Raw genomic sequence first — 15,840 nt, forward strand, 5'->3', positions numbered from 1 at the left:
TTATTTCGTTTTCATTTCAAAAACCCCATCCCAGTCTGCAGGAGGAGGATTTGTGATAAATGCCTGACAACGACCAATGTATTTTTTAGAAGGACCGTCGTCCGGAGTCAACTCGATCGCCTTTTTAAATTTTTCAAGCGCTTCGGTAAACTTTCTGGTTTTATACAAGTTAAGACCTTCGTTGTAGAACTGAATAGTTTGTTTCATCGCTTCCGAAATCATAGATCACTCCTTGTAAAGCACCACGACGGCGGTGGAATAATTTTCAGCGTGACTGATCGAAACCGAACAACCGCTGTATCCTTTGGTAAGAAACAATTCTTTGGATTTTCCATGCAGTACCAATTCTTTTTTTCCAAATTCCTTTCCGAAAAGTTCGATTTCCCTCATATCTAAAATCACATGATCTCCTGGCTCAATCGCTTTGATAAAAGCTTCTTTGACGCAGAACCTTCCACTTAAGTGTGGAATCGGATCTTTACGATTGGAACAATATTCTCTTTCGGATTCCGAAAAGACCCGTTTCAAAAAACGATCTCCGTGTTTTTCTAAAAGATCACGAATCCGAGAATTTTCAACGATATCATTACCGACGGAAATTTTCATTCTTCTTCTAAAAGTTCCGGATTAGTATCTGGTTCGATCGTATTTTCCTCTCCCTCTCCGTCTGGTTCTTTCCCGCCGTTACTTTGATTTTGATCCTGTTTGATCTTAAAAAGAATAGATACTCGATCCGGAAATACTCCTAAAACTTCTACGGATTTTAAGGAAGTAGATTTGTTCAGTTTAATCTTTGCAAATACTGGTTTATTATCCGGAAGAATCTTTTTGGTCTTAGGATCGTATTTATGAGAACATACCACACTCGCAGAAAGTCCTTTGATTACCTGGATACTTTTGAGAGGTGTTTTAGATTGAAGTTTTACAGAAACTTCCGGTTCTGAAAATTCAGCTTCCAAATTTTTATCTAAGTTTTGACATTTAATCGGAATCCCGAGTAAAAGTGTTTCCCCTGCGTTAGACGCGCTTGCAAATATATTCACTCGAACCGTAACTTCTTTTACGTTATCTCTTACCTTTACGGCGGAGGGGAAATCGGGAAGTTTATGTTTGTAGGAGAAAGATTCCGTTTTATCCTTGAGAGATATAGGAGGAATCGAAATTTTTCCCAAATTTTCCAAAACTCCCGGAGGACCACTGACGTGAACCACCGAGGGAGAAACAAAATGATTCGTCTTTACATAGTTAGGCGGAAGATCTCCAGTAAATTTCACTTCGATAGGAAGTATTTTACCTGAATTGGATTCCACGTTTACCTTAATTTTATCTCTAAGTCTTGTAATTCTAAGACCCGCAGGTGCTCCCGAAATTTTATAAACGGAAACAAGATTTTCTCCGGCCTTAAGTTCAGAAGAATTGATATGAGCCTTTAAAAACTGAGAATAATAATTTACGTATTCCCGAACTCCCTCTACCTTTATAGGAACCGTTTTATCAGAAGTTTTAGAAACAATCAAAGAACCACCTAACTTAGGATATTCGATCGGAATCTGGATTTCTTTTACGAGTATTTTAGAATTTTGTAAATTTATATAGAATACGATCGCCAGAATCAAAGACCCTAGTTTGGCTTGCCAGTTATTGAAGATCAATTTCAACTTCAGCGCTCCGTCTTTTCTTCTACAACTGGATTGTATTTTTCAGAAACATTATCCCTTTTTTTCAGGATCGTATTTACTAGATTTTTAAGTTCGATCGGTTTGACAGGATGAGTCATTTCTCCGTCGTAACATACAGAAATTTCTCCAGTTTCTTCCGACGTAACAATCACAATAGAATCCGATTCTTCTGAAATTCCAAGTGCGGCTCTGTGTCTGGCTCCCATTCTTGAGTCGTCTAAATTCTGAGTCATTGGGAGAAAAGCCCCGGCACAGGCGATTCTATTTTGTTCTATAATTACGGCCCCGTCGTGAAGTGCTGAATTTTTTTTAAAAATAGTAAGAAGCAAACTCGCAGAGATGATCGCGTCTAACTGCACAGATTGATCTATAATTTCCTTCAAATTATTCTCTCGTACAATCGCAATCAGAGATCCTGTTTTATTTTTAGCCATAATCTTTACGGCCTCTATGATCTCCTCTAAATCTGTCATTTGTTTTAAAAGAAACGGTTGAAAGATTTTCATTTTAGAAAGATCTGCTGTGATCTTTCTAAGTTCCGGCTGAAGTAAAACGATAATCGCAAATACGAGTGCAGGACGAATGCTTTCTATAATCCAATCTAATAGTTCTAGTTCAAACGTACTCGCAAAAATTCCAAGGAACCAAATGACAGCAACTCCGAGTAATAGCTGGATTCCTCTGGTTCTTCGAATGGTAGAATAAAATTGATAAATGAAAAAACTTACGATGAGTATATCAATGATGATAATGAACGGATTTTTACCGAGTGGGAACAGGGATATGTTCTTGAAAAAAAACAATCCTAACTTCCTCTATAATCCTAAAACCGCAAACATATCGTAAAGTCCCGGCTTGCGGCCTACTAAAAATTCTGCCGCGTGTACACTTCCTACTGCAAAGGTTTTTCGATCCTGAGCCTTATGTGTTATTTCTATCCTTTCTTCAGGAGTAAAAAAATATACGGTATGATCTCCAATCACTTCTCCCGCTCGAAACGTGTGGATTCCTATTTCTTTGGAATCTCTTTCTTTTAAAATCCCGTGTCTTCCGTGGACTACGTTTTTAGACGTTCTGCCTAACGTTTCTAAAAGTATGCTCTTTAATTTTTCAGCGGTTCCCGAAGGTGCATCCTTTTTATGACGATGATGAATGTCCTGGATTTCTATGTCCGAAATTTCCCCCATTACCTTGGCCGCAATTTCGGTTAACTTGAACAATAAGTTTACTCCAATAGACATATTAGGTGAATACACGATTCCGATTTCTTTAGAAGCCACTTGCAACGCATCTTTTTGAAGCTCTGTGAGTCCTGTAATTCCAATTACAACCGGTTTTTGATATTGAATACAAGCCTTAAGTGTAAAATCTAAATTTTGATGTGTGCTGAAATCAATTACACAATCCGCGCTCCGTACCGCGGCTTCTAAATCGGAGGAAAAATTCACTCCGTTTTGTTTGATCCCAGAATGTAGTCCAGAATCCATTCCTAAAAATACAGAACTTTGACTAACTACCGATGAAGATAACGTGGATTTAACAGAAGTAGAAAGTACGGAGACAATGGCGCGCCCCATTCTTCCGGACGCTCCGATCAAAGCGATTTGAGTTTTTGAAGGTTGACTCATTCTCTATTCGTATCCTTTTTCTTTCAGACCTTCGAGCACCTTTTTAAATTTAGAACTTGTCTCGTTTTGAGAAAGTGGAGTCAACGGAAGTCGTATTTCCGGACCACAATGACCAAACCAGCACATCGCCGCCTTGATTGGTATCGGGTTGGTTTCCATAAAAGCAAGTGCAAAGACTTCAATAAAATCATAATGTATTTTTTTGGCCTCGGAGATTTTTCCCTGTTGAAACGATTCTACAAGTTGTACTAAAGCTTTTGGAAATAAATTGGAAATCACGGACACAACCCCTACTCCTCCGATTGCAAGTAAGGGAAGGGTCAAGTTATCGTCCCCGGAAAGTACAGTCATTTTATTTCCCACTAAGGAAATTAATTTCCCCATTTGTCCCAGATCTCCCGTGGCCTCTTTCATAGATCGAATCTGTTTGACCTCACTAAGCCTGAGTACGGTTTCCGGTAATAAATTTACGGAAGTTCTTCCAGGAATATTGTAGAGCATCACTGGTACGGTAGAATGTTCTGCAATTGATTTAAAATGTTGAAAGAGTCCTTCTTGTGTTGGTTTATTATAATAAGGATTTACGGAAAGAATTCCATCCACTCCATCTTTACAAGCCGCCTCTGTCAATTCGATCGCTTCTTTTGTAGAATTGGACCCAGTTCCAGCCACTACTTGAATTTTTCCTTGTACTGCTTTGACAGTTTCTCGAATCAGTTCCGCGTGTTCACTATGAGAAAGAGTCGGAGATTCTCCAGTCGTTCCACAAGGAACAACTCCACTGACTCCGGCTTTGATTTGTTTTTCCAGTAGTTTGAAATAACTGTCGTAATCGATTTTATCGTTTTTGAATGGTGTGATGATCGCCGTATAAACGCCCTGGAACATAGGGTTAGATTCTTGATTTGAGCCGGATTTGGCAATCAAAAACGTTTCGATTTCTGATTGCAGTGAGACTTCTTACTTCTAGTCTGGATTGCTAGTGAAACAGATTTCTTTTTTCTGGAATCCAGTATTTACGTGTGCTCTCATTTTTTTTGCCACGTCATTTTTCTCTTGGATTTATCTTCATTCCAAAAGGTTCACAATCTCGGACGTCTCAAATGAAAGAAGTATGCACGTAGGTACGACCAAAAAATCAGGAGGAATTTGGATTTTACTTCCTATTTTTTGTTTGGCAATCGTCTGGTTCAGTGTTTTTGAAATTCCCGATCGTAAAATTTTTCTATTTTTTACGGGTTTGTTTTTCTTTTTTTTGATCGGTCTTGCGGACGATCTTCTCTCATTGAGTGCTGGAATTCGTCTCGTTTTGGAAATTTTTTTCCTAATCGTTTTCTTTTATCTGGAACCGGTTCGATTTTCATTTCTAAGTTTAAGTATAGAAAACATCCCAGGCCTTTCCACTTTGATTTTGATCGTCTACGTTTTGTTTGTTGTTAACGTTTGTAATTTTATGGACGGTCTAGACGCGTATCTTTCTTCTCATTTCCTCTTTGCCATTTTAGCGTTTCCATTTTTATTTCATTCTCATCTTCCTTTATTTTATTCTTGGATCTGCGCAGGTGTTTTCGGTTTTTTAGGTTTTAACTTACCTAAGGCAAAACTTTTTTTAGGTGATTCCGGTTCGCTTCCTCTCGGTTATACAATTTCTGTTCTTCCTTTGTTTTTTATAGATGGTAAACTTTGGGGTTCATTTGAAATCTCTTCCGCATTCTTTTTGTTGCCAGTGTTTTTTGTGGACGGTGTAGTTACGATTTTTTTGCGGCTGAAAGACGGAGAAAATATTTTCCAAGCTCATCGTAGACATCTTTATCAGCTAATCGCTGTTAGCTCTAAAAATAAAGGTTTAGTTTCGTTTCTTTTTACGATCGCCAATCTTCCGGCTATGATCCTATTTTCGTTTCATCGTAACCTCAAAATTCCCGGCAGTATTATTTTTTGGATCTGCTTGGTATTTTATGTAGGCGTGTATTTTTTATTGTTTCGTAAATTTAGAACGCCTAGCCCAAATCCCGTCGAGCGCCAATAGAAGCGAGACGCTGAGTTTCTTCGAGCGCCAATAGAAGCGAGACGCTTTTATTTCACAAAAATGTGGAAACTCATATAGAAGTTATACAATCTTAGAAGTTGATCCTATCCTCTTTAGAATTAAAGCGAGTTCGTGGAGAAATTCGTTTTTATCCTAAGTCAATTTTTTCGTAAAAAAATAGATGTGGGAACTCTCACAAATCGTGGATTTACAGTTAAACTTTAAAAATTGTGGGAACTACTATAAAATATAAAAAGAATCATCGTTTAATCTGATTTCTATGCAAAACCGCTGTTTTATGGCCATCATCAAAATTTAAATTCCATTTAACGTGAGTTTGGCGTGAGTAAAAATTTTTTAAAAGTATGAGTTTCTACAAATTTAGAATTTTTTCGTAAAATTGTGATTTGCGGTAGTTCCCACATCATTTTACAGACAAACCTAAATTTTGTGAGAGCTCCTACAGAAACCATCGTTTGGAAACCGTTTATCATTTTGTAATTATTTTTTTTAGAATTTGATTTTGTAATAGTTCCCACACTTGAATACGACAGATTCAATCTTTATAAACTTCGATTCTTTAAATTGTGAGAGTTCCCACATTTAAAGAATCGATCTGTAAAGTTCGGATTTCAACTTTTTTCAGAATCATGAATTCCTTACATCGAACTGACGTTTTTAAGATCTTCCTTTGGTTGGATTATTTTGTGTAATACTGGATTTTTATCCTCGGAAAGAGGTAGGTTGGGTTAATTTCAAATTCTAATGATTCTAAGTTAGAACTTGTCCCAAAAGCTCAAAAAATTTTACACGATAATTCTTTAGAAATTTTTAATAAAATGCAGTATGTTCCTATAAATCAAGTCGCATTTGGCAATTTGTGAACTTTCGAGTAGTTCTAATTTTCGTAGTAGTTCCCACATTGGACGGTTTTAGAACAAGTTCTTAGTGTGAATTTGGTATAACCAATGCGAAAGGGATCGATGCGAGGTCAAGTTATTGGTATTTTATAATAATTTAATATGGTTCTAAAATTCCACAATAACTTGACCAGAGCTGAGAGCCCAGTCCAGCCTTTGCAAACAAAGGCTGGATTCGCCCCAATTTCATTACGTCAAACACGCGTTAAATGAACAGTGCAACTGCTCTTTCCAAATCGATTGATTATAGGGATTCTCCAAGGGCTTATTTTTCATTTGGACAGAGGGTCCAATTATTGCTCGAATGAAACTCGAAAATATTTGCTCAGCAACAAAATTCAAAGGAATAATAGCAGAAAAGGAAATTATTAGGACAATGTAATCACCAAATCCTTCTTTGGTTTTTTGAAAAGGAAAATGGAATATAATTACTTTTATAAATTTTAAAAAGCGGAAGAAATACTTTTTGATCATATATTTGTCTATCAGAATAGACAAATATCTCATTAGTCTTTTTGAGTTCTGCCCACGATCAACAGAGAACATCAATAATAAAAAATTATATAAAGATTTAACAAAGAAAAAGTATTCAGACAACTTACAATTTTCTTAATGAAATTTTAAAGAACATCGGTTCTCATTTTGGCTATTACAAATAAATTTCCAAGGATTGTAAAATCAAGTTCTAACTATTACACTTTGCTTTTATAATTCTGGGTAAGATAAGCGATAGTAAACCAGAATACTTTCTCCTCGATTTTCTTTTTTGTTTTTAGAATTAAAATATCTTTTAAACTATTACGTTTAACAAAAGAAACCTCTCTTCGAACGAAAGTTGCGTAAACAATTTAGAGACTCTACGTCAGAACCGACAGTTATGCAAGTAAGTTATTACTTGATTATTCCTGCCGTCCATTTGAGTTAAAACACTGTCAACATGGTTCCCATAGCTCAATCTTGTTGCCTTCAGCATCCATGATATGGACAAATTTTCCATAGTCGTAACTTGTAATACTGTCAAGTATGGTTACTCCGTTTTGTTTGAGTTTGTCCACAAGCCCTTCAATATTCTGGACTCGGTAGTTAATCATAAAATCTTTTTTGGATGGAGAAAAATATTCAGATCCCTTTTTAAAAAGACTCCATTGAAGATAGTTTATTTCATCTGGTTTGTTAACGTCTCTCGATTCGAAAGTCGAACCCCATTCATTGGTTTCAAGTCCTAAATTTTTGGCATACCATTCTTTTGTTTCTTGCGGATTGTCAGAAAAAAAGAAAATACCGCCAATTCCTGTCACCTTTGGTGTTGTGTCAATAGGTGAAGTTGAGTTCTCTGCTTTATCTTTTGGGTCTTCCATATTGCCTACCTTTTAGTTGTCGAATAACAATCTGCAAGAAGTTATTACAAGCGAAATTATTTTCAATTATCATGAATTGGTTCACAAATGACGTGAGTCGTAGCGTAACAAATCCTGTCCTAGAGATAAAAAAATGTCGAACTGCCAGGCGATCTCAAATCCGCTCAAAGAGCCGAAAAAATTCTACTTCATTATCAAACTGATCATTGTATTCTCATTCAAAATCTATTTAATTGAATTCTTATATATTTCTATAGATTTATAATATTTTTTTAAGATTCTAATTAAAATAATTGCACTGAACAAAACTCTACTCGACCTTTATTTAGAAATTCACAAGCGTTATTATGTAAAAATATTTTAATATAATAATATAATTGAGATAATTTCTAATTCATCTTACACAAAATAAACCTAAAACAAATTTACCTGGAGATCTTAGATTATTAAAGTTTTTTGCGTGGACAATACATTCATTTCATTCTTCGTGCTGAATCAAATATTTTATATTAGAGTTGTTGAAAAATTCCATAGCGATGGTTAACAAAACTGCTTCAATCGACTATTTCATAAAATAGAAACAAGATGGAGAATTAATTTTTCAACAATTCTATTGTAATTCTTCAAATTTAGAATCCATAATTTTACAGAAGAGACACTCGTATATTTCCCCTTTGATAAAAACAGAGAAAATATTAAAAGCAATTATCCGCAAAAATCCTCGTAAGAACATTAAGATTATGTAAATGAAGTTCATATTTTAACGTCAAAAGTAAGCCCTAATTTTATTGTTTTTTTAATAATGAAATTTTTAGCAATATAACGTAAGTTTGGCGTAAAAAACGAGAAGGACTTTTCTAAAAGTATGAGTTCCTACAACTTTAGAATTTGTTCGTAAATTCGTAGTTTGCTGTAGTTCCCACATTTAAAGAATCGATCTGTAAAGTTCAAATTCCAACTTTTTTCAGAATCATGAGTTCCTTATGGCGAACTCATGTTAACATAAACTAATAAATCCGTTTTACATCCTTCGACCTTTTATTTGGGCGAAATAGCTTTTTCTTCATAAGATTATTAGATTCAGTATCGTATAACGTTTATAGATAACCAAAGTTGCGAAGTACTTGCACCATAACGGTTCGCCCTTTATTTTTCATGTCGTCGTAATGTAAATACCTCCTCGAGGTTACATCCATGAACGCCAATACGCAGAAACAACGTTAGGCGCAGTTGAGTTTAAACTAACTCTTCTAAAGTTTTTAGAAGATCTGTGTGTTTAAATTGAAAGCCTAAGTCAATAAATCTCTTTGGAAAACATTTTCTCCCTGTTAACGCAAGGCTAGAATCAGCTTTCATGATAAAAAATGCTCCAAGTTTAACTATAAATTTAGGTGCAGGAGGAGACCAGGGTCTGTGAACTGCTTTTCTAAGTGCTTTCATAAAGAATTTATTTTCTACAGGATCTGGTCCAGTCGCATTGAAAATACCAGTTACATCCTGATTGATACAAAACTCAAACATTCTATTCATGTCTTCGATATGAATCCAACTGATAAATTGAGTACCATCTCCAATGCTTCCTCCAAGAAACCATTTTGCTAATTTAGTAAGTGGTTCAATAGCCCCGCCATTTTTACCTAAAACAAAACCTATTCGAAGTATCACTTTGCGAGAGTCAGGAATCGAAATTTTGAAAAATTCATCTTCCCATATTTTACATACATCGACAGAGAATCCTTTTCCGAGAGGAGACTCCTCAGTTGAATCTGATTTAGTATCTCCAAAAATGGCTAAAGAAGCTGCTTGTATAATAACTTTAGGAGGTGATTTAAGATTTAAAACAGCTTGGTCAATCACTTTGACAGAGTTAATTCTTGAATCTATGATTTCGCGTTTGTTTGTCTCGGTGTAGATACAGTTTACACTTTTTCCCGTAAAATTAATAATCGCTGTTGAGTTTTCAAGAGAACTAACCCAAGGTCCTAAGGATTTAGCATCCCAATTTATGTATTCAATTTCGTTAATTATCTTAGATTCTGAACGAGATAAAACAACAACTTGATAACCTAAATTTCTAAAGTAAAATGCAGCAGATTTCCCTAAAAAACCTGAACCCCCGGCAAGAACTATTTTATTCATATTGGTCTCATACTATAATACAGTTAGACTATTCAATTGCACTTAATGTATACTAGACTAGATAGCCTACGTCACCTGATAGAGACAAACTTATTTTGCAACTTTGAATGTTGTAAGAGTGACGTAACAAAGCCAAACACAGCAATTATCTCTTGTTAGACGAAGGTTTCTATTTGATTAAAATAAAATGGTCTTTTTGCGCTAAAAGTGGTTCTGTTAAACTAGATAAACTAATTTTTTGCTGTCCATTTTCATCAAAATTTTTAGAATCAAACCATTTTTCGAATGCTTCCTGAATCAAATTCCATTCTGAATTTATTATTGAATACCATGCAGTATCGCGATTTCTACCTTTGTTAATTGCATATTGTCTAAATGTTCCTTCATATGAAAAACCGTATCTCTGTGCTGCTTTTCGTGAAGGAATGTTTAAAGAATTACATTTCCATTCGTATCTTCTAAATCCTAATTCAAAAGCGTAATTCATCATTAAATACATTGCTTCCGTTGCAGCCTTCGTTCTTTTAAGTAGATTTGAAAAATTTAAATGACCGACTTCAATAGATCCTTTTTCTTGATCGATTCGAAGATAGGAAACTACTCCAACTGGTTTTGAAGTATTTTTATCTATAATAGCATAAAAAGTAGGATCAACTAAATTCTGCATTTCTCTAATCCAATTTTGGTATTCTATGAATGTTTTAAAAGGTCCATAGGTTAGATAGGTCCAGCATTCTCCATTTTTATCCAAGGAATTAGCTTTGTATAATTCTTTTGAATGTATCTCAGAATCTAAAGGCTCTAATTTACAAAATTTTCCATCCATTACCGATTTCGCTGGGAACTTAGGTATGCTCCAATTTTGAATTTTTATTCCGATAGGTTGGTTGTTTGAATTTAGTTCATATTGGATCATTTTTTAAGTTTCTTTGATTATAAAATTGATGTCTTCCTTAAGTTTGCAGAAACGTCCGCTTAACTTAACGACCACGGTTTTACAAAATCGCAAAGTGGGAAACCGAAGTTATGTGTGTTATTTATATCTTTTTAATAATTCATCTAATTCATTTTTATAACAACTTATGTTATATCCGTGAATCATAGTAAAATCGAATTGTAGGCTTTCGGGTAAAGCATTCTTGTAAGCTTCGATATCATCCAAATACTTTAATTCTAATTTTATAAATTGATTTTTATCATTAGCTTTTTTAAAACTCTTCTGTAAATCATAAAGATTTTCGAGTTTCTTAATTAAATCATCTATTCGTTCTTTTGATAAACCGGATTTTTCCATAATTAATTTTATTACTCCTGACTTTGTTGATTTTGGAGCAATACTGATTAATTTATCCTTTGATATTAATGGTAATGATATGTCTCGATCTATTTCCATATAACCTGCGATCATCCATAAAAATATGGAACCTGGCCCAAGCGCTAAAGGCCCATTAATTTTACCATCAATAACCTGACAAAGAACCTCTCCATTCATATCTTTAAAAGCAGGATGAAACACAAAACTTCCATCACCGCCACTTATAGGTGACTGGATACTATTTAAATCATAATCTTCATCCTTCCATTGGGTTTCCTCAAGATTTTTGACGTTAATTCTATTATCAAAAGCAATTTGTCCGCCGAATACATTTTCTCCTTTCCAGATACCCATAGCTGCATGTTCAGAGAATATTCTTTTAACTGATTCAGGCCATTGTTCTATTTCTTTTTTATCCGCCGGTCCAGTAAGTTCAATTGAAACATCATTAACAAGCTTTACTTTAATGTTTTCATCCACATATTCGATACCTTTGACTTTAGAAAAAATTTTCTGAAATAAATCCAAACTAGATGATGTATCTAATAAAAGCCCTCTAAAATATTCAATAATCTTTTCATTATCCTGGGTCCATTCTTGATTCATTTTATTTCCTTTTATAATATTCTAATATAAATCTAAATTAATAACACAATATTTTTCTCATTTCTTTCTTTTTAAGCTCCAACAGTACCTGTCTTGACTTCTCCTGCTCGTTTGTAATTAGCAATAATTACTCCACTTGGTGTAACAGAACTCTCTATTAATGTAAATGCCACAGGGATGATCCCATCGCCAAACAAACGTTTGCCAGTGTTGAGCGTAACGGGAAATATTTTAAGCCACAACTCATCTACTAAATCATTCTTAAATAACAGTTGAATGAGTTCACCACTCCCCCAAACTTGAATGTCAGAACCTTCTGAATTTTTGAGTTTTTTAATATCCGCCAAACTTTCTAGGAATACTGAGTTTTTCCAATCTGATTTCTTCACGGTCTTGGACATTACGTATTTTGTGCCCTCATTGATACCAGGCCAAAAGTCTGCATGTTCAGGCCAATAGGAGGCGAAGATCTCAAATGTTTTTCTGCCCAAAAGATAATCTGCAGGTTTCATCTGTTTTTCCATGATCTTACCAGAAACTTCGTCCTCATACGGCGCAGTCCAACCGCCGTATTTAAAACCGCCCGATGTATCTTCCTCAGGTCCACCAGGTGCTTGCATAACTCCATCTAATGTAATAAATGATAAAACAGTTATTTTCCTCATATGATTTCAACTCCTCTAATATAAGTTAATGTAAATACTGTTTAAGTAAATCGCTCGCAAATTTCATAACCAACGCACTCATCACCTGAAACGCTTTCGTAAAAAGTATTTCATTGAGTTCTTTTAACTTAATCTTTTCGAAATTTTTCAAACTCAATACTGCTTCTCTACGGATCGCAGCATAATAATCGCTTTCGCATTAGTTATACCAGATTCAAGTTAATTTATAAAAAAATAATACAGGCATTATTTAAAACAAACAATATTAGAGTTGTTGAAAAATTAATTCTCCATCTGTTTCCGTTGTATTGAAATGGAAAATCAAAACAATTTTGCGAATCTCTGTTATGGAATTTTTTAATCACTCTATTATCTCTTACCAATAGCATCCCTATAAAGTTGAGTACCATAAATTTCTATTACAAAACCTTGTTTCAGCATAAAATATTAAAGACTTTATTCTATAGTTCTGAGTATCGTCCGGCATGAATTTGCCCAACGTTTCTATGTCCTATAACGAAAGAACGGCTCTGAAACGTACTCAGACACGAAAGAATTGACGCAAGACTTTGAACTCTCGCAAACCAAGATAAAGAGAACATTCGGAGTCGGAATTAGAATCGCATTAGCAATTCTGAATGGACCGTTTTCCTTGGAAGCAAAAAGTAAAAGCCGTTTTAACCGGCTGCGGCCTTAAGCGCGGCGATGTCAATTTTCTGCATGTTAAGCATCGCTTGTGTTACACGCTCGGCCTTCGCACGATCTTTATGCGACACAAGTTGCAAAAGAATCTTAGGAGTTACCTGCCACCACATACCATATTTATCCTGAATCCAACCACACATACTTTCTTTGCCGCCGCCTGCGAGAAGTGCATTCCAATAATAATCAACCTCTTTTTGTGTTTCTACGCTGATCATAAATGAGACGCCCCAATTGAATTGAAAATTAGGTCCACCATTATAGGAAAAAAATTTTTGACCATTTAGAATGAAATCGGCCTGCATCGAATTGGCTCTAAGAATTTTGGATTTTTTGAAAATCGATACATAAAAATTCGCCGCTTCTTCAGGGTTCGCATTGAACATAAGAAAAGGTGTTATACTATGCGAAGGTGCACCTACGAATTTAACTTTCGTTCCTCCAGTTTTCTGTTTCCGTGGACTACTTTTTTTCTTTGATTGGGCCATGTTTTCTCCTTTTTTTTAGAGCGATTTGATCGCTTGTGTTACAAATTTTATGAAAATAGCCGTTTCGAATATTTCGTCAGATAGCATCTCACTGCACAAACATTTAATGGTTTAGACTTGTTCAGATAGTTGCATTGATAAACTTTACGAATTGATTTATCATTAGAAAAATAAACCTTATAGGCTACTTTACATGATTTTCCAGTATTAGAGTTGTTGAAAAATTCATAGCAACAATTAACAAAATGCTTCAATCGACCATTTTCATACAACGAAAACCGATAGAGAATTAATTTTTCAACAATTCTAATTAGAAAGCTTTTTCCAAAGTGCCAAATTAAATTTGAATAAAATTTCTCTTCTCTTTTGAACCTTAAGCTAATTTGAATAGAATGAAAAATTATTAGATTTGAAACCAAAGATACAATCGCATTCTTAAAGTGTTTAAGAAAAGAATTAGAACTAGACTATTAGGATTTAAAATTCAATCTTATTAAAAAATCCGGAATCAATTTTAACATTAAACGAATAGAAATTTAAAAAAGAACGTTTAAATTAAATGACGTTTTATTTTTATTTAGAAACTTGTCTTTCAATTTAATTCAATCCCAATCCGGATAACCTTTATGAACTTCCGCATAACGTTAATTCACTTACAAAAAATTACAATTGGTCTTTTGTTTCTCATTCATCTTTCTTACGAGATTCAAGCAGAAGAACCAGGAACTTATAGAGATTTAACAAAAGCGCTCCAAAATCCTTTGGAGGTTCGAGTTTTGGATTTGAGTCGTCAAGAACTCAAAACCCTTCCTATAGAAATCGGAAAATTGAAGAATCTGCAAAGGTTGTATTTACATTATAACCAACTTACAGTTCTTCCACAAGAAATAGAACAACTGAAAAATTTACAATTGTTGTATTTGCGTTCTAACCGACTCACTACTCTTCCTAAGGAAATCGAGCAATTGAAGAACTTGCAAGTTTTGGATTTGGGTTCTAACCAACTTACAGTTCTTCCACAAGAAATAGAACAGCTGAAAAATTTACAATTGTTGTATTTGCATTCTAACCGACTCACTACTCTTTCTAAAGACATTGAACAACTACAGAATTTGAAATCGTTAGATTTGAGTAATAACCAACTTACAACTCTTCCTAACGAAATCGAGCAATTGAAAAACTTGAAATCGTTGTATTTGAGTGAGAACCAATTCGCAACTTTTCCTAAAGAAATTGGACAACTACAGAATTTAAAAGTGTTGTTTTTGAATAATAACCAAATCACAATACTTCCCAACGAAATCGCAAAACTAAAAAAGCTACAATACTTATATTTAAGCGACAATCAACTCATAACCCTTCCGAAAGAAATAGAGCAATTGAAGAACTTGCAAACGTTGGATTTGAGTTATAACCAACTTACAATACTTCCTAAGGAAGTCGGACAATTAGAAAATTTGCAAACGTTGGATTTGCGTAATAACCAACTCAAAACTCTTCCGAAAGAAATAGAGCAATTGAAGAACTTACAAACGTTGTTTTTGAGTAATAACCAACTCACAATACTTCCACAAGAAATCGGAAAACTGAAGAATTTGTTATGGTTGAGTTTGGTTTATAACCAACTCACTACTCTTCCTAACGAAATCGAGCAATTGAAGAACTTACAAACATTGTATTTAAACAACAACCAATTCTCATCCCAAGAAAAAAAAAGAATTCGAAAACTTCTTCCAAAGTGCCAAATTTACTTTGACTAAGATTTCTTTTCTCTTTTGAACCTTAAGCTAACTTGAATAAAATGAAAAATTATTAGATTTGAAACCAAAGATAAAGATTTCTGAGATCTTTCTTTTAAAAACACTTAGAAATTTAAAAAGAACGTTTAAATTGAATGACGTTTTCATTTTATTTAGAAACGTGTCTTCCTATTTAAATAAATCCCAATTCGGATAACCTTTATGAACTTCCGCATAACTTTGAATTACTTACAAAAAATAACAATTGGTCTTTTATTTCTCATTAATTTATCTTGCAAGATTCAAGCAGAAGAAGTAGAACCAGAAGCTTATCAAGATTTAACAAAAGCCCTCCAAAATCCTTTGGATGTTCGAGTTTTGATTTTGAGTGAACAAAAACTCACAACTCTTCCGAAAGAAATTAAACAACTACAGAACTTGAAATTGTTGGATTTGGGTCATAATCAGCTTACAGCTCTTCCGAAAGAAATCGGACAACTACGGAATTTACAAGAGTTGGATTTGAGTTTTAACTCACTTACAACTCTCCCCAAAGAAGTCGGGCAATTGGA

The 15,840-nt window shown here is 34.4% G+C and carries 15 protein-coding genes and 1 pseudogene; 4 read left to right on the plus strand and 12 right to left on the minus strand.

What is annotated here, in order from left to right; all coding sequences use genetic code 11:
- Genes BW942_RS18510 through dapA form a run of 6 tightly spaced genes read right to left on the minus strand, consistent with a single transcriptional unit; the run spans window position 1 to window position 4,195 of the window.
- Window positions 1–222: a tetratricopeptide repeat protein gene (locus BW942_RS18510; RefSeq protein WP_000622506.1), complete on the minus strand. Its 222-nt coding sequence runs from the start codon at window positions 220–222 to the stop codon at window positions 1–3.
- A 3-nt stretch (window positions 223–225) separates the two neighbouring features.
- Window positions 226–606 (minus strand): holo-ACP synthase, encoded by a 381-nt coding sequence (gene acpS, locus BW942_RS18515; RefSeq protein WP_000704154.1) that lies wholly within the window; start codon window positions 604–606, stop codon window positions 226–228.
- Window positions 603–1,658 carry a CdaR family protein gene (locus BW942_RS18520; protein WP_000766592.1) on the minus strand — a complete coding sequence of 352 codons (1,056 nt, stop codon included), beginning with the start codon at window positions 1,656–1,658 and terminating at the stop codon, window positions 603–605. The genes acpS and BW942_RS18520 overlap by 4 nt, the downstream gene beginning before the upstream one ends.
- A gap of 2 nt (window positions 1,659–1,660) precedes the next feature.
- A complete protein-coding gene (gene cdaA / locus BW942_RS18525; RefSeq protein WP_000464749.1) occupies window positions 1,661–2,482 on the minus strand; it encodes a diadenylate cyclase CdaA in 822 nt (273 codons plus the stop codon).
- Window positions 2,483–2,494: 12 nt separating this feature from the next.
- Window positions 2,495–3,307, minus strand: a complete 813-nt coding sequence (gene dapB, locus BW942_RS18530; protein WP_000082216.1) for a 4-hydroxy-tetrahydrodipicolinate reductase — start codon at window positions 3,305–3,307, stop codon at window positions 2,495–2,497.
- Window positions 3,308–3,310: 3 nt separating this feature from the next.
- Entirely contained in the window at window positions 3,311–4,195 is an 885-nt protein-coding gene (gene dapA / locus BW942_RS18535; RefSeq protein WP_001970781.1) for a 4-hydroxy-tetrahydrodipicolinate synthase, read from the minus strand.
- Window positions 4,196–4,289: 94 nt separating this feature from the next.
- Here dapA and BW942_RS18540 point away from each other — a divergent pair, with 94 nt between their 5' ends.
- Together BW942_RS18540 and BW942_RS21895 are read left to right on the plus strand one after the other, a co-directional pair.
- Complete coding sequence (locus BW942_RS18540; RefSeq protein WP_000809848.1) at window positions 4,290–5,336, plus strand: MraY family glycosyltransferase; 1,047 nt, start codon at window positions 4,290–4,292, stop codon at window positions 5,334–5,336.
- 1,141 nt (window positions 5,337–6,477) lie between these two features.
- A pseudogene (locus tag BW942_RS21895) lies at window positions 6,478–6,766 on the plus strand (IS3 family transposase); the annotation flags it as partial.
- A 422-nt stretch (window positions 6,767–7,188) separates the two neighbouring features.
- Here the strand turns inward: BW942_RS21895 and BW942_RS18550 are convergent.
- The 6 genes from BW942_RS18550 to BW942_RS18580 form a co-directional block, all read right to left on the minus strand.
- Entirely contained in the window at window positions 7,189–7,614 is a 426-nt protein-coding gene (locus BW942_RS18550; protein ID WP_000389996.1) for a VOC family protein, read from the minus strand.
- 1,236 nt (window positions 7,615–8,850) lie between these two features.
- Window positions 8,851–9,753: a TIGR01777 family oxidoreductase gene (locus tag BW942_RS18555; RefSeq protein ID WP_001033987.1), complete on the minus strand. Its 903-nt coding sequence runs from the start codon at window positions 9,751–9,753 to the stop codon at window positions 8,851–8,853.
- Window positions 9,754–9,922: 169 nt separating this feature from the next.
- Window positions 9,923–10,669 (minus strand): GNAT family N-acetyltransferase, encoded by a 747-nt coding sequence (locus tag BW942_RS18560; protein ID WP_000617026.1) that lies wholly within the window; start codon window positions 10,667–10,669, stop codon window positions 9,923–9,925.
- Between the two features lie 117 nt (window positions 10,670–10,786).
- Window positions 10,787–11,674 (minus strand): hypothetical protein, encoded by an 888-nt coding sequence (locus BW942_RS18565; protein ID WP_001071214.1) that lies wholly within the window; start codon window positions 11,672–11,674, stop codon window positions 10,787–10,789.
- A gap of 71 nt (window positions 11,675–11,745) precedes the next feature.
- The gene (locus tag BW942_RS18570; RefSeq protein WP_001226991.1) at window positions 11,746–12,339 is read right to left on the minus strand and encodes a dihydrofolate reductase family protein; all 594 of its coding nucleotides are present in this window, start codon (window positions 12,337–12,339) and stop codon (window positions 11,746–11,748) included.
- Between the two features lie 677 nt (window positions 12,340–13,016).
- Window positions 13,017–13,529 carry a VOC family protein gene (locus tag BW942_RS18580; RefSeq protein WP_000079225.1) on the minus strand — a complete coding sequence of 171 codons (513 nt, stop codon included), beginning with the start codon at window positions 13,527–13,529 and terminating at the stop codon, window positions 13,017–13,019.
- Window positions 13,530–14,155: 626 nt separating this feature from the next.
- Here BW942_RS18580 and BW942_RS18590 point away from each other — a divergent pair.
- Together BW942_RS18590 and BW942_RS18595 are read left to right on the plus strand one after the other, a co-directional pair.
- A complete protein-coding gene (locus tag BW942_RS18590) occupies window positions 14,156–15,289 on the plus strand; it encodes an LIC10831 family leucine-rich repeat cadherin-binding protein (RefSeq protein WP_001011233.1) in 1,134 nt (377 codons plus the stop codon).
- A gap of 201 nt (window positions 15,290–15,490) precedes the next feature.
- Window positions 15,491–15,840 (plus strand): leucine-rich repeat domain-containing protein (locus BW942_RS18595; protein ID WP_170870532.1); only part of this gene is annotated, 350 nt, incomplete at its 3' end.

Source organism: Leptospira interrogans (assembly GCF_900156205.1).
Classification (GTDB): Bacteria; Spirochaetota; Leptospiria; order Leptospirales; family Leptospiraceae; genus Leptospira; species Leptospira interrogans.

What these genes read in the sequence shown, in the direction of transcription:
- BW942_RS18510 (WP_000622506.1), bottom strand. Translation starts at nt 222, where the DNA reads ATGATTTCGGAAGCGATGAAACAAACTATTCAGTTCTACAACGAAGGT.
- acpS (WP_000704154.1), bottom strand. Translation starts at nt 606, where the DNA reads ATGAAAATTTCCGTCGGTAATGATATCGTTGAAAATTCTCGGATTCGT.
- dapB (WP_000082216.1), bottom strand. Translation starts at nt 3,307, where the DNA reads ATGAGTCAACCTTCAAAAACTCAAATCGCTTTGATCGGAGCGTCCGGA.
- dapA (WP_001970781.1), bottom strand. Translation starts at nt 4,195, where the DNA reads ATGTTCCAGGGCGTTTATACGGCGATCATCACACCATTCAAAAACGAT.
- BW942_RS18550 (WP_000389996.1), bottom strand. Translation starts at nt 7,614, where the DNA reads ATGGAAGACCCAAAAGATAAAGCAGAGAACTCAACTTCACCTATTGAC.
- BW942_RS18555 (WP_001033987.1), bottom strand. Translation starts at nt 9,753, where the DNA reads ATGAATAAAATAGTTCTTGCCGGGGGTTCAGGTTTTTTAGGGAAATCT.
- BW942_RS18560 (WP_000617026.1), bottom strand. Translation starts at nt 10,669, where the DNA reads ATGATCCAATATGAACTAAATTCAAACAACCAACCTATCGGAATAAAA.
- BW942_RS18565 (WP_001071214.1), bottom strand. Translation starts at nt 11,674, where the DNA reads ATGAATCAAGAATGGACCCAGGATAATGAAAAGATTATTGAATATTTT.
- BW942_RS18570 (WP_001226991.1), bottom strand. Translation starts at nt 12,339, where the DNA reads ATGAGGAAAATAACTGTTTTATCATTTATTACATTAGATGGAGTTATG.
- BW942_RS18580 (WP_000079225.1), bottom strand. Translation starts at nt 13,529, where the DNA reads ATGGCCCAATCAAAGAAAAAAAGTAGTCCACGGAAACAGAAAACTGGA.
- BW942_RS18590 (WP_001011233.1), top strand. Translation starts at nt 14,156, where the DNA reads ATGAACTTCCGCATAACGTTAATTCACTTACAAAAAATTACAATTGGT.